Here is a 14,500-nt window from a genome sequence, read left to right as displayed (position 1 = left end):
ATTATACGCTGTTTCGATTGTGAGCTGTTTTTTAAATGAATCACGACCTAATACCGACAACTTCAGCGCACTATTTATTACTTTTAATGGAAAAATATCATTTTTGTTACTTTTGATGAGCTGAGGAAAATATTCGATGATAAACATAAAAACCTCTCAAAATTTAAGAGGTTTTTTATATGGTGTAAATATCCAATTGCTTATTATTATTCTATTTGCAGATCGACCGCAATGTGAGAGGGATCAATGAGAAGTGATGAATTGATTATCAAAAATGGGGGTCATAGAGTATGCTGGATAGCCATTATCTTCGCAGGAATATGTACGAACTTTTTTGAAGATAAAAGAAAGTTTATATTATTTATCACTTTTTCCAAGCATGTGGTCTTAAACATTCCAATTTTTCACTAAAGTTTAAATAGTTCACTATACTGACATCCATTGGCCATGATATGAATCATATTACATACGGTTAAGACATTAAAATTTAAAATAAAAGATTGGAGGATGAATTACATGGGAAAGCAGTTGATTAAACGAAGGTTTACTGTAATGGTAACTGTTTCTGCACTGATTTTTTCACTTTGTGCACCATTTCTCCAAAGGACTGTAAGCGCTTCATCTTACACTGCCACCGTAAACCCGGATAAGCAGTATCAAACCTGGGAAGGCTGGGGTACTTCATTAGCTTGGTTTGCGAACCGGGTCGGAGGCGCATCGGATACAACACGCAACTGGTATGCAGATCAATTATTTGATGTGAACCAAGGTTTAGGCTTTAATATTGTTCGTTACAATATCGGCGGCGGTGAAAATCCTCAGCATAATTTTTTGGAACTTCGTGCAGCCGTTCCGGGGTTTAAGGCGAGCCCAACGGCGGACTATGATTGGAGCAGCGATGCGAATCAACGTTGGATGCTGCAAGCCGCCAAAGCAAGAAACCAACCACAAGAATTTATCGCCGAAGCTTTTGCAAACTCGCCCCCTTGGTGGATGACGAATAGTGGCAGTGTTACAGGCCCAGTAGTACCATTAACGGATAACCTGAAAGGCGATATGTTCGATGATTTCGCGGATTATTTGACTACTGTCGTTCAACATTTTAAGGACAATGAAGGGATTACATTCAGAACACTTTCTCCGATCAACGAACCAGACGGGTTCTGGGTGTACAGCAACCGTCAAGAGGGAGCCTTCTACTCGCAGTACAGCAGAGGAACGATTATCCAACACGTACATGATGCATTAGTGCAAAAGGGTTTGCCGACAACCCAAAGCTCCGCGGATTCGAACGCCGTTTTTCTAGCGCGAGACACGATCAATGCCTATACAGATACAACGAAGTCTATGATAAGTCAGTACAATGTCCATACGTATTACGGGAACGATTCTGAGCGAAAACAAGTCTTCTATGCCGCGGGAAACAAACCGATTTGGATGGCTGAGCACGGCGATGGCGAAGCGAACGGGATCGAAATGTCGAGATCCATCGTATCGGACATCAAGTACATGAAAAACTCCGCTTGGGTTTATTGGCAAGCCGTAGAGGACAATGCCGCTCCCGGGTGGGGGATGATTGAGACCGATTTAAACGACGCAAATAACAACGCTTTTACTCCAAATATTAAACAAAAATTTTGGTCCATGGCCCAATGGAGCAAGTTCATTCGTCCAGGGTATAAAATCATCGATATAGAAGATGGCGATTCCATTGCGGCATACGATGAAGCTTCCCAAAAACTAGTCATCGTCACGGTTAACGATCGCAGCTCTTCTAACGATGTTACTTATGATCTGTCTAAATTCGGTGATATTAACGGGTCAGTAACGGCGTATCGCACAGTAGCTCCCTCCAATGGTGTAACGCCGGAAAATTTTGCAAATATCAATGTGGCATTGAACAACAAGTCGTTCCAGAATACAGTGCCTGCTTATTCTGTAACTACTTATGTAGTCGATGGTGCGAACCTTAAAGATCACATGTCCAGTGCAGCAATTGATACATCTGCATACTACAAAATTGTGAATAAAAATTCCGGGAAAGTAATGGATGTCAAGGGTGCCTATCTTGACGATAGCACGAGTGTCGTTCAATACGCAGATAACGGCGGAACCAATCAACAATGGCAATTTGTAGATATGGGCAGAGGCATTTATAAAATCAAAAACCATAATAGCGGTAAAATGCTAGAAATTCAAGGTGAATCCACGTCAGACGGAGGGCAGGCCGTCCAGTACCACGATACGGAATGGCGGGGTGTCAATCAAGAATGGAAGCTCATTGACGCAGGTGGAGGTTACTACTCCATTGTGAATATCAATAGCGATAAAGTACTTGATGTTAAAGGTGAATCTACTTCCAATTCGGCTTCAATTATCCAATACACCGGGCGTGGTTCGTCTAACCAGCTCTGGAAATTGGTGAAAGTGAATTAATAAGGTTAAAAGGAGACGCTATCCGAATTATCGGGATGGCGTCTTTGTGTTAATTAAATATAATCTATTGTGAATTCTCCGGGAAAACAACAACAATTATACCAACGTACGCTAATTGGTATACATAATAAATAATATGTAAACTATTATTCATGAAGGGATTCATTTGATATCTAATAAATGGGGCGAAATGAATATAAGTCGTATAAATGTCCAGTTATCATTATCCAATCTATGATAGAATGGGTTGTTGTATAGAAGTGGAGGTGGAGAAGGCGTGAATGATTATAGTGAAGACTACGAAGAAGCGCTGGACGCTTTTCTTATTTGGATGAAGGATGCAGGTTATACAACGTATACACAGAAATCTTATCTCAGTGACGTGAAAGAATTCTTGGATGCGCTTGGAGGTAAGTCACTTGAAGCTGTTAAGAAGTTTCATGTTGTTTCTTATTTATCTTCTGTCCGCGAACGCGGTGTGAGTGACGCGACACGTAACCGTAAGCATGCTTCGGTGTCTTGTTTTTTTAAAGCTTTGATTGAATTAGAACTACATAACGTAAATCCGGCATTAGATATTAAGAAATCTAAGACAGACAAGAACCGTGCGCCGATATATTTAGAGGAAGCTGAAATGTTAAGGTTTTTTAGTGCAGTAGAAGGAAAACATCGAGACCGAAATCTTGCTATTTTCTTATTAATGGCCTATATGGGGCTGCGGGTTGGAGAAGTTCATGCACTGAATTTAGGTGATTTCAATGCAGAACGCCGATCGCTGAGTGTATTCGGGAAAGGTCGTAAATGGCGTACTGTTCCTATCCCTGAAGTGGTATGTCCTATGTTAGAGCGGGCAGTTAATGAACGCCTTGAGCCTAAACGCAACAAAGAAGTGGCCATGTTCATATCGCAAAAAGGGCGCAGATTATCGATTCGTTCGATTCAGCAGGCAGCCTCAGATACCTTTGATCGATTTCAGAGTGATATCTCCCCATTGCAACGAACACTGTACTCCAGCCATAAGTTACGCCATTCCTTTGCGACCATGATACTACGTAAAGGCGCGGATATACGAACGGTTCAAGAACTACTGGGTCATTCCTCCATTCAGACAACAACCGTATATACGCATATTACGAGTCGTGAGAAAGAGGAAGCGATGTCGAGGTTGACATTAGATCTACCGTTATTTTCAGAAAATGGACAAGGTATTGATGAAAATAAAGATGAATTGATAAGTCAGCAGATATGAATCCAAACAATAGGTTAACATAATATTTATTATGTTAACCTATTGTTTGATTATCCATATAAAGTGATTATTTTATCTAGACCTTATTCAAATCCGCCTAATCAAAAATCTCTAAGGATCAAAATACCACTGAAATGGGATTAGTAATAGATGATAGAGAGGGAATATACCAATATAATTCTCTTGCTATCAAAATCAATATGCAATATATTAGTTTGATGGATACTAACAATAAGTTTCAAAAATTAAAGAGATCTACGCTGCGTGATCAGATTTATGATGCACTCAAGAGCGGGATCGTGACGTTACAGTTCACTCCAGGTCAGAAACTTAATGATGCGGAATTAGCTGTGCAATTCGGTGTGAGTAGAACACCAGTTCGAGAAGCTCTCAAACGCTTAGAAGATGAAGGGCTTATTCAGTCATTTGCGGGCTCCAATACCCGTGTAGCGCCGTTAAATGAGACTGAAGCGACACAAACACTAGTAATCGTTGCTGCGTTGCATGCACTCGTAGCTAGAACATCAGTTCCTATGCTAACAAATGAGCATATTTTGCGACTAGAAGCGACTAATCAACGGCTTCTACAAGCCTTAGAAATGAAAGATTCAGAACAAGCAATTAAAGAAGATGATGCTTTTCATGCTATATTCGTGCAGGCAACGGCTAATCCTGAAATTGAAGCTGTCTTGGAACGCATTACACCTAAGCTACGCCGAATTGAATTAGCTAGATTTAGTTCACAGTGTGAATTAAGCGCAGTCAGCGAACATGAAGCTATTATTATGGCTTGCCGTGAAGGTAATCCTGATGCCGTAGCAGCTCTGACAGAACAGAATTGGCTTAGCCTTGGACGATTGTTTTCATTATAATAGCTTTCGATCTTAATCCTTACCTATTATATGTAATAGCGATCACTTTTATCAGATTACCCGATGAGAATCAATCAAATTAAACAATAACATTCATACTAAAAAGGAGTTCATCATGCGATTTAACGTACAGTACTTATCTTTTTTTGTCATACAGGTGGAAAGCCGTGACGGTCAAGCTGTCAAGAGTTATAAGCACTTTCAAACACTGGATGAACAAGAATACGTCGATAGCGAGATCAGTAAGTTCCTCGATGGTGAATTCGCTCGAACGGCCAAACGTAAGGTGGAGAAGAATCCGAATAGTGAACAACCACCTACCAAAATCGGTCGCTTTATTGTAGAGCCAGGACATGATTTGGATAGTAATCCCAACTTTAATTTGTTCTTAAGACTTCGCACCACAGATAATAAAGAAGATTACAAAAATGCTTGTGACGATCTTCTACGAAGTTACTTGGATACCAGTGCTGTTCGTGGTGGGGCGTTGATTATCGTTCAAGCGGTATTAGCGACGCATTTGGATGATCCATTTATTTTTGTCTTCAAATGTGATTTCGAACAGAAAATTGCTCGAATTTCCGATGAGAAAAGCTTGGTAAGTCAAGTGGAGATGGCTATTAATGCCAAGAACATGAAATCGATTCAATATCCGTATATGCCGGAAGAGGGTATCGTGGAAGATTGGGAACTGAAAATCCATCAATCTTCACATGCGCGATATTTCGAGGATTTCTTGAAGTTCGTGACCTATGAGCAATCGATTCCAGAAATCGTGAACGAGCATGTTATGGAATTTGTTCAGACTTATGTAGAGAATAAATGGCCGGATTCAAGCCACGAGGAACGTCATCAGGAAGAGCGGGAGTTGGAACTTTGGGCTGCAAGTGACAAGCGTAATTTACAAGAGAAGTGGGAACCAGAGCAAGTGGTGGAAGCCGCGAAAAGTATTATCGAGATCAAGCCAGAGATTGAGATTAAATTCAAACTTGGAGAGACGTTCATCAAAGGTTTCCTAGCTGACTATGGAGATAAAATACATTTGACAAAGCTGCGCGACGGCTACGCTGTTATTATTGAGGGAGACGCGTTTACTTTTGATAAAAGTTACTCGCCTGTTGAATTACTACAACCTGAAAGCTTCCGCGCGGTCGCAGACCGGTTGCTTCAATCACAGAATGAAGTAGCGGATGATATAGAAGAGGAATAATCAGAACACATATCGCATACATTTAATTACATTAATTATATAGATTAAACTAAAGGTGGCATTCACAAGTTCGATCATTCTAAATTATATATTCAAATGGGACAGCAGCTGCAATATATAGGATTAGGATTGAAATTACTGACAACGCAACCCTAGTATGTTTAAGATAATTTTGTAAAAATGCTAGAATAGATGTATAATTATTTCTTGTATCTATTAAAATCATAATTTTTTAAAGGAGAAGATGAAGTAGTGGAAAGTGGCAGGCCGGGGTTAAATCTAGTATTAATCGCTATATTAATTGCATTAACAGCTTTTTTCGTAGCGGTGGAATTCGCAATGGTTCGTCTTCGTTCTAGTCGAGTGGATCAGATGATCAGTGAAGGCCGAAAAAATGCATTAGCTGTAAAAAAAGTAATTACCAATTTGGATGGTTATCTATCTGCTTGTCAATTGGGTATTACGATTACATCACTCGGATTAGGTTGGTTGGGTGAGCCCACAGTAGAGAGTATTCTACATCCTGTATTCGCAAAAATGCAGTTATCCCAAGGTTTAAATGATCTCATTTCTTTCATCATCGCATTCGTTGTTATTACGTACTTGCATGTTGTAGTAGGTGAATTGACACCTAAGACAATTGCTATCCGCAAGACGGAGACTATTGCATTATTAACTGCCCAACCTATCATATTGTTTGACAAAATAATGAGACCTTTTATTTGGACATTAAATGGCTCGGCCAATCAATTAGTTAGAATGTTCGGTATCAAACCTGCTTCAGAACATGAAGAAGCACATTCCGAAGAAGAGCTTCAGATCATTATTAATGAAAGTTACGAAAGCGGTAAGATCAATAAGAATGAACTTGGATATGTGAATCGTATCTTCGCTTTTGATAATATGCTTGCTAAAGATATACTCGTTCCACGTACAGATATGGTGTGTTTATATACAGATAAGACCCAACAGGAGAATATGGAGATCATAAAGAGAGAGCAGTATACTCGCTTTCCTGTAGCACACGAGAACAAAGATAATATTATAGGAATTATTAATACTAAGCGCTTCTTCTTAGCCTATGATGATAATCCTGACGTTGAAGTCTCAAGCCTAATGCAACCAGTCATGTCAGTACCAGAGACGGCTTCTGTGGATGCATTGTTGAAGAGAATGCAACGTGAAAGCACACATATTGCGATTCTAGTGGATGAATATGGTGGAACATCAGGGATGGTTACCATTGAAGATATATTGGAACAGATTGTCGGAGAGATTCGGGATGAATTCGATAGCGAAGAAGAGCAGGAAATCACAAAAGTCGGTGACAATCATATTATTGCTGACGGTAAGGCTTCCTTAACACTTATCAATAATCTACTCCCAACAGAGTTTGAAACTGAAGAGTGGGATTCTATTGGTGGATGGCTATATGGTCATCAATCGGAACTAGAAGAAGGCGATCAATGGCAACATGAGAATGTAACCTTTACCCTTCTAGAGAAAGATAAACACCGCTACTGTAAAGTTGAACTCTTGGTGGTATCTTAATAGTATGGATACGAAAGCAGCCCTTGTGGCTGCTTTTTTTGTTGCACGGATTTCTATTTATAGGTATAGGTTGATTAGTTATTGGAGAAGATAATATATTGGCTCTTATAAATTTGAACGCACATATTATTACCGTATTTTCTCAATTGACATAGCACATGATATTAGATAATAATAACAAGCGGCTTTTAAGATGCAATAATGCAATAAGGAGAGAGAACATGGATTTATTTCGTAAAAAATCAGCGGAAAGTTATATTGAAGAGGGACTTGCTGGAGATCAATCAACAAAACTAAAAAAAACACTAGGCGCTATGGATTTGACCATTCTAGGCGTTGGAGCCATTATAGGAACTGGGATATTTGTACTCACCGGCGTTGCGGCAGCTGAACATGCAGGACCTGGTCTTGTACTGTCTTTTATCATAGCAGCTATAGCGTGTGTGTTAGCAGCTCTTTGTTATTCTGAATTCGCATCATCTGTCCCTGTATCGGGAAGTGCATATGCGTATAGTTATACTGCTTTTGGTGAGATGATTGCCTGGATTCTGGGTTGGGATCTTGCACTAGAGTATGGTGTGTCAGGCGCAGCAGTGGCTAGTGGTTGGTCTGGTTATTTAAAAGGGTTATTAGATGGATTCGGCATCCAACTGCCTACCGCGATCTCTGGAGCCTTTAATATGACGGAAGGAACCTATATAGATCTTCCAGCCGTTGTAATCGTCCTCTTAATTACCTATATGTTAACTAGAGGAATTCAGGAAACGGCTCGATTCAATACGATTATGGTTGTGATCAAGATTGCAGTCATTTTACTATTTGTAGTTGTCGGAGTATTTTATGTGAAACCATCCAATTGGTCCCCATTCTTACCTTATGGGATGTCTGGCGTATTTAACGGTGCGGCAGCAGTATTTTTCGCCTATATTGGGTTTGATGCCCTATCTACTGCAGCGGAAGAAGTGAAAAATCCACAACGAGATTTACCAATTGGGATCATATCTTCGCTTGCAGTATGTACTGTTCTGTATATTGTTGTGGCTCTGGTTATTACAGGAATTGTTCCCTTTGGACTTCTTAATGTGACAGATCCTGTTGCCTTCGCACTTCGATTTGTTAACCAGAACTTGGTAGCAGGACTTGTCTCAGTAGGAGCAATTGCAGGTATGACCACGGTACTCTTAGTGTTATTGTATGGACAATCAAGGTTGTTATTTGCAATATCACGTGATGGAATGTTACCCAAGGTACTGTCTAACATTCATGTGAAGACGCAAGTTCCAGTCGTTGGTACATGGGTAACTGGCGTCCTAGTTGCCCTTCTAGCTGGACTAATGCCGCTGGAAAAGCTAGCGAGTCTTACAAGTATTGGAACGCTGTTCGCATTTGCAGTCGTTTCATTAGGTATCATCGTCATGAGGATTACAAGCCCGAACCTACCGAGAGGGTTTAGAGTTCCTTGGGTGCCCTTTATCCCATTGTTGAGTGCTGGAGCCTGTTTCTATTTAATGCTCAATATAGATAAAGAGACATGGCTGGGGTTTCTGTTATGGTTATTAATAGGCATCATAATATACTTCGCTTATGGTTACCGACATAGTAAGTTGAATAAGTAATACGAATAGCTAACGCAGAGTAGACCATGAACTTCAACGTTCATGGTCTTTTTTATATTTATAGAGATAAGAATTGTTTACATAGTGGTAGTAATTGGGATAACATAGTATATCTACATTTGATCCGAGTATCCCTGAGTTTAATCAGATTAGAGCTCAAGTGGGACAGATAAATGCTATTTATGATATCAAATACGAATATAACAACATCGAAATAATCAACGTTGAGAAAGATACAGCATCTTTAAAATTAACACAAACGTCTAGAAAAGTTGCGGGTCCGGAATTTGTAGATAACCAAATCGACTTGATCATGAATCTAAGTAAAATCAATGGGGAATGGAAAATGACGTTGATCCTATGGGTTTTTTATCTGATTAATATTTAACATAGTTAATAGATTTGAACTCTACTGTTCCTAGTTTAATTTGTTATTAATAATCGATTTCACATATTGTGATATAATGTTCACTTAGATTATACTTCATCTAATATCAGGTAAACACAGACTAGGGTTATTGATAGCGTACTTACTCTTAAGGATTTATAGGAAGCTCGTATGACGGAGGTAGAAATCATGAAGTCACATAAACATATATATCTAACCATAACCATTATATTAGGCTTGCTACTTACGGCTTGCTCGAATAATAAAAACGTAGTATTAGATGCTCAGCCGTTGCAACAAGCACAAGAGGATCCTACTGAACTGGGACAGACCTTGAATGTAGTCACTGTATCCACACCTGAAGAACAGGAACAAGAACAGTATCAGATTCAGACGCGATTACTTGGTTTCCATCTACTTAATGAGACGACAGGACTAGCATGGGGATTAACAAGAAATTCGTTTAGAATATATACTACCGAAGATCATGGAGGAAACTGGGTTAACATTTCTCCTGCAGCCAATGTACAATTCGCTTCTAGTCCTAAGTATGGAAAAGATGTGTTCTTCCTAGATAAGAATCACGGTTGGGTTGTTCGTAATGTGAAAGGGACGCAAGAAACGGTGGTACTTCGTACCAGTAATGGTGGTCTTCATTGGAAGATATCCTCTTTGCCTAAATCGGATGATATCAAAGGCATTTCTTTTACTTCTACTAAGCGTGGGTGGATTCTGACTTCATCAGATTCTTCTATGGGAAAAGAAGAGAAGTACTTGTACAGAACGGATGACGGTGGAGCAAATTGGACGAAAATTATGCAGAACACTGGCTCACGAAACGCATCTAAAGATACGCCGTTTGCTATTTCTTATCAAGGTAATGTAATGGATATGTCTTTTGTAGATTCTCTGCATGGTGTTGTTACCCTTCAAGACGAGGGAATGGCAACATTATATACGACAAAGGATGCCGGTAATTCATGGGTTTCTGCACCTAATCTCATTGATCGTAGCAAAATGGTTGTATGTCGATCATTGACTCTAGGGAATCCGCAGTTCACTCTGGAATCGAGTAATCATGGATTTATACCATTGGCTTGTACAGATGGCAATCGCACCAAATTGAATGGATACTTTACATCTGATAAAGGTGTGACGTGGAAATTCACTCCATTCGATCTAGGTTGGTCAACGGGGCCGAATCAAATGCTGAATCCAATCTTTATAAATCAACAAGAAGGCTGGTATCTTCAAGGATCAACGATTTATCACACGATGAATCAAGGGAAGAATTGGAATGCTTTGCCTGTTAGTAGAAATCTACAAGAATACATTGAAACGTACCCAAGTGTTGTCAAAATGGAATTCATCTCCTCTAAAACAGGCTGGATACTTTTAGAGAATAAGGAGACCAAGCGGTCACTGTTATTACAGACCTTGAATGGTGGTATGAGTTGGAAAGTGTTGTAATATAAGTATTCTTCAATAATAAAGCTAATTAATTTTAGCTTTTAGCATACTTTGTGAATTATATCACAATAATTAACTTATATTTATGGTATCTTTAATTTGTAAACAAGATTGATAAGACGATAGGAGTGGGAACGATGACAACTTTCAATTATGAAACAGACCTAACAAGTAAAAAATTACTCCAATTCTGCTATACATGTGAAGATGCACATTTATGTAATTCCGAAGAGAAATGCAAAGCTTGTTGGACAGAACAAGGAATGTTAGTAGAAGAAGATGAAATGAACGAGACGCAAGTATTATTACAACTGATCCATGCATAACGTATATACGAATAGGATACTGATAAGATGAGTAGCGCAAAGTGTAATTTAACCTTTGTAATGCTCATCTTTTTTTGTGTGTATAATTGTTATATAAACCTACGAATAAATGATCAATTTCTGAAGACGGATGCATATACTTGATAATGGAGAGCCCAATAGATAGGAACACGAAGTTATTATTTCACAAAAACCAACATCGACTTCCTCTCCGAGCCAATACTTTCGAAGCTTGTTAAGAAAGATATAACCTTGAGGTAGCCATTTCAGCGAGAAATATAAGCAAAGGTTGGCGATATATGAAGGGGGGAGAAGTATGGGGACTGACTCATTTTGGATGTTCGATTTCGTAGGTACGGTTATGCCGATCTTTATCATTGTGATCATGGGTATCTTGTTATTGAGTGTTGGAAAGGGTATATTACGGTGGAATAATAACAATAAACAACCTCAACTTACTGTGGGATCATCTATAGTGAGTAAGCGCAATGAAGTTAAACAACATCAGAATCATCAGAATGATCAGATATCAAGTTACACACGAACTTGTTATTATATAACTTTCGAGGTAGATAGTGGTGATCGAATAGAGTTCGTCGTCAATGGTGAGGAATATGGTCTATGTGCTGAAGGGGATACGGGGCAATTAACGTTTCAGGGAACCCGTTATATGGGATTTCAACGTAATCCCCGCTTCACAAGGCAGGAAAATGCACGTTCCCAGCGAAGAGGATATGAATAACTGCCGTGCCGCCTTAATATAAGGCGGCTTTATTTTGTAGCTGTAATTCTAGAGAAAGTATCTTTGTTTACGAAGAAAAGTATGATGAGTGAGTATATTGTCTGATTAATACTTGTTGAGGAAGATTAGAGGTTTCTTAAGATGCGTCCTAGATGTAATAATAAACATAGCGAATTTTAATTACTTAAAGGAGGTACATCATGTCATTTAAGAATAAGGTAGTCGTCATTACTGGTGCAGCTCAAGGAATCGGACAAGGTATCGCCCACATGTATGCATCAAGAGGAGCGCGAGTCACTATAGGTGATGTTGATGCTGATAAAGGGGCTGCAACGGCTGCAAACATTCGCCGAGAGGGTGGCACGGCGCTATTCGTTACCTGTGATGTAAGGTCAGAAGAAGAGATACAGAAGTTAATGGCTGCAACCGTTGAGGAATTCGGAACAATCGATATTCTGATTAATAATGCGGGGGTATCCCGCTTCAAGTCCCTTTTTGAATTAACCGTGGATGAATGGGATGATCTATTAAATACAAATGCTCGCAGTTGCTTCCTAGCGACACGTGAAGCGGCAAAGATCATGAAGAGTCAGGGAACCAGAGGTTCGATCGTGAACATCTCCTCAACTCGCTCCATGATGTCTGAACCGGACTCTGAGGCCTATGCAGCATCGAAGGGGGCTATCCTTGCTTTATCGCATGCAATGGCGATCTCACTTGGTAAAGACGGCATACGAGTGAACAGTATTAGCCCAGGTTGGATCGAGACCCATGACTATGATGCTCTAAGTACTATAGATCACGAACAGCATCCTTCTGGAAGAGTGGGGACACCAGAGGATGTCGCAAGAGCTTGTTTATATTTAACCGATCCAGACAACTCCTTCATTACAGGTACGAATGTTGTACTGGATGGTGGTATGACACGTAAAATGATGTATGAAGAATAGCCCACCATATATAGAGACTAAGACACCTCCCATTTCGCCGCAAGCAGCGGTTAAAGGGAGGTGTCTTTTTTTAAATATAAGAAAGTATATGTTTCACTCTTATACTAACGCTTATATTTCAACGTTAAACGTTGCTATAACGGCACAATCGTTTATGCCTGGAAAGGATAACTATTTACTTACGGTCTGATTATATTCCTGTATCTTGCTTGTAATCGCCTTAGCAGCGTCATTCAATGCCTCTCGAGGTGATTTACTGTTGTTAAGTACTTCTTCAATGGCCGTCTCTGTCAATTGACGCGCTTCAGGGAATACGCCCATGACTGCTCCTTGTGTGGAAAGACTTGGCTTCGTTTGATGAAGCTGGTCGACAGCTGTTTGGAATTGTGGATATTTAGCCAGATTGTCTTTGACATTCTGCTCATCGTAAGCTTTTTTAGTGATAGGGAAGTATCCTGTATTGATATGCCAGTTAGCTTGTGTCGTGGGTTGTGCCAGGTATTTGATAAATTCCCACGCACCTTGTTGTTCTTCCTGCGAACGATTATTCATTATCCATAAGCTAGCACCACCTACCACAACGCCGCCTTCATTTGAACCCTCAGGTTTAGGTAAGAAAGCAGTACCTACTTCGAATTTACCTTTTGTTGAACTAACGATCCCACGAAGAGAAGCTGTAGAATCAAGTGTCATCGCAATTTGTCCCGCAGCGAATGCTTTCTTGGTATCGTCCGTTTTACGACCAAGATTAATGATCGATTTATCATCTAGCATTTGCTTCCACCACGTTAGGGTTGAGACGGCCGCTTCACTATTTAACAAAGAGGACGTAGCAGGAGATGTTCGGCCATTCCCGTTGTCGATGAGTTCCTTTCCTTGATTAGCTAGCAACTGTTCCATAAACCATCCGTAGATGGCAAAGGATGCACCTGATTTACCTTCAGTCGTTAATGCCTTTGCAGCTTTTGCTACGCCTTCATATGTGGTTGGTGGATTCTCTGGATCTAGACCCGCTGCTTTGAAGGCATCTTTATTGTAATAAAGAATTGGATTGGACGTATTAAATGGCATCGAATACAACTGGTTATCAAATGTATAATAGTTCAAAATATTAGGTTCAAGAGAAGTCGTGTCATAATTTTCTTTGTCTATGAATGTTTGTATTGGCGTTACTGCTTTGGTATCAATCATGAAGCGACTGCCGATCTCGTAGACCTGCATTAACGTTGGGCTGCTCTCAGAATCCATAGCAGCTTTCAACTTGTTTAAACTCTCATCATAGGTTCCTTGAAAGACAGCTTCAACCTGAACAGCTTGTTGTGAGCTATTGAAATCAGATACAAGTTGGTCCAATGTCTTTCCGAGTTCGCCACTCATGGAATGCCACCAGACCACTTTAACCGGTTCATTTTTCTTTACCGATTCCACCACAGGTTCACTACCTGAGGTAGCCTTGGTTGTGTCACTAGATGCGTTATTACTGATCGTTGATCCACAAGCAGAAGTCAGCAACATCATCCATACGATAAATAGAAGTGCCATAGGTCGTCTACGCATTGCTTTTAAATTCATGGTTTCTTTGTTCTCTCCCTTTTGGATCTTTAATTTTATCTGAAATTAGACATGTCCCATAACGACAATGTTCTAATATCGGAACGAATGAAGAATAACCTGGATGGAGTTAATCGTT

General features: G+C 39.8%; 12 protein-coding genes. 11 read left to right on the top strand and 1 reads right to left on the bottom strand.

Translation table 11 applies throughout. The features are described from left to right. The first annotated feature begins 516 nt into the window (after window positions 1-516). From BW961_RS19585 to BW961_RS19535, 11 genes are all read left to right on the top strand, one after another. Window positions 517-2,436, top strand: coding sequence for an RICIN domain-containing protein (locus tag BW961_RS19585; protein WP_068586539.1), 1,920 nt, complete (start codon window positions 517-519; stop codon window positions 2,434-2,436). A 277-nt stretch (window positions 2,437-2,713) separates the two neighbouring features. Further along, window positions 2,714-3,685, top strand: coding sequence for a tyrosine-type recombinase/integrase (locus tag BW961_RS19580; RefSeq protein WP_280175212.1), 972 nt, complete (start codon window positions 2,714-2,716; stop codon window positions 3,683-3,685). A gap of 134 nt (window positions 3,686-3,819) precedes the next feature. Further along, window positions 3,820-4,557 (top strand): GntR family transcriptional regulator, encoded by a 738-nt coding sequence (locus BW961_RS19575; protein ID WP_342190434.1) that lies wholly within the window; start codon window positions 3,820-3,822, stop codon window positions 4,555-4,557. Window positions 4,558-4,672: 115 nt separating this feature from the next. Further along, window positions 4,673-5,767, top strand: a complete 1,095-nt coding sequence (locus BW961_RS19570) for a DUF3900 domain-containing protein (RefSeq protein ID WP_068586540.1) — start codon at window positions 4,673-4,675, stop codon at window positions 5,765-5,767. 252 nt (window positions 5,768-6,019) lie between these two features. Then, window positions 6,020-7,318 (top strand): hemolysin family protein, encoded by a 1,299-nt coding sequence (locus BW961_RS19565; protein WP_068586541.1) that lies wholly within the window; start codon window positions 6,020-6,022, stop codon window positions 7,316-7,318. Window positions 7,319-7,539: 221 nt separating this feature from the next. Next, a complete protein-coding gene (gene bcaP, locus BW961_RS19560; RefSeq protein ID WP_068586542.1) occupies window positions 7,540-8,934 on the top strand; it encodes a branched-chain amino acid transporter BcaP in 1,395 nt (464 codons plus the stop codon). 160 nt (window positions 8,935-9,094) lie between these two features. Next, window positions 9,095-9,322 carry a hypothetical protein gene (locus BW961_RS19555; RefSeq protein WP_068586543.1) on the top strand — a complete coding sequence of 76 codons (228 nt, stop codon included), beginning with the start codon at window positions 9,095-9,097 and terminating at the stop codon, window positions 9,320-9,322. 189 nt (window positions 9,323-9,511) lie between these two features. Next, window positions 9,512-10,792 carry a YCF48-related protein gene (locus tag BW961_RS19550; RefSeq protein WP_068586672.1) on the top strand — a complete coding sequence of 427 codons (1,281 nt, stop codon included), beginning with the start codon at window positions 9,512-9,514 and terminating at the stop codon, window positions 10,790-10,792. 137 nt (window positions 10,793-10,929) lie between these two features. Continuing rightward, window positions 10,930-11,118 carry a hypothetical protein gene (locus BW961_RS19545; protein WP_068586545.1) on the top strand — a complete coding sequence of 63 codons (189 nt, stop codon included), beginning with the start codon at window positions 10,930-10,932 and terminating at the stop codon, window positions 11,116-11,118. Window positions 11,119-11,434: 316 nt separating this feature from the next. Then, on the top strand, window positions 11,435-11,860 hold the full coding sequence (locus tag BW961_RS19540; protein ID WP_068586547.1) for a DUF2500 domain-containing protein: 426 nt from the start codon (window positions 11,435-11,437) through the stop codon (window positions 11,858-11,860). Between the two features lie 200 nt (window positions 11,861-12,060). Next, entirely contained in the window at window positions 12,061-12,810 is a 750-nt protein-coding gene (locus BW961_RS19535; RefSeq protein WP_068586548.1) for an SDR family NAD(P)-dependent oxidoreductase, read from the top strand. A 171-nt stretch (window positions 12,811-12,981) separates the two neighbouring features. On the opposite strand, the gene BW961_RS19530 is transcribed toward BW961_RS19535, so the two are convergent. After that, on the bottom strand, window positions 12,982-14,382 hold the full coding sequence (locus BW961_RS19530; protein WP_068586553.1) for an ABC transporter substrate-binding protein: 1,401 nt from the start codon (window positions 14,380-14,382) through the stop codon (window positions 12,982-12,984). Window positions 14,383-14,500: the final 118 nt, after the last annotated feature.

This window comes from Paenibacillus macquariensis (assembly GCF_900156375.1).
In the GTDB taxonomy this organism is placed as follows: Bacteria; Bacillota; Bacilli; order Paenibacillales; family Paenibacillaceae; genus Paenibacillus_AQ; species Paenibacillus_AQ macquariensis.
Note: the sequence above shows the minus strand (reverse complement) of the source record. Positions and strands in the feature narration are given on the sequence as shown.

Coding starts and splice junctions, on each gene's coding strand:
- BW961_RS19585 (WP_068586539.1), top strand. CDS start 517: ATGGGAAAGCAGTTGATTAAACGAAGGTTTACTGTAATGGTAACTGTT.
- BW961_RS19575 (WP_342190434.1), top strand. CDS start 3,820: ATGGGATTAGTAATAGATGATAGAGAGGGAATATACCAATATAATTCT.
- BW961_RS19570 (WP_068586540.1), top strand. CDS start 4,673: ATGCGATTTAACGTACAGTACTTATCTTTTTTTGTCATACAGGTGGAA.
- bcaP (WP_068586542.1), top strand. CDS start 7,540: ATGGATTTATTTCGTAAAAAATCAGCGGAAAGTTATATTGAAGAGGGA.
- BW961_RS19550 (WP_068586672.1), top strand. CDS start 9,512: ATGAAGTCACATAAACATATATATCTAACCATAACCATTATATTAGGC.
- BW961_RS19545 (WP_068586545.1), top strand. CDS start 10,930: ATGACAACTTTCAATTATGAAACAGACCTAACAAGTAAAAAATTACTC.
- BW961_RS19540 (WP_068586547.1), top strand. CDS start 11,435: ATGGGGACTGACTCATTTTGGATGTTCGATTTCGTAGGTACGGTTATG.
- BW961_RS19535 (WP_068586548.1), top strand. CDS start 12,061: ATGTCATTTAAGAATAAGGTAGTCGTCATTACTGGTGCAGCTCAAGGA.
- BW961_RS19530 (WP_068586553.1), bottom strand. CDS start 14,382: ATGAATTTAAAAGCAATGCGTAGACGACCTATGGCACTTCTATTTATC.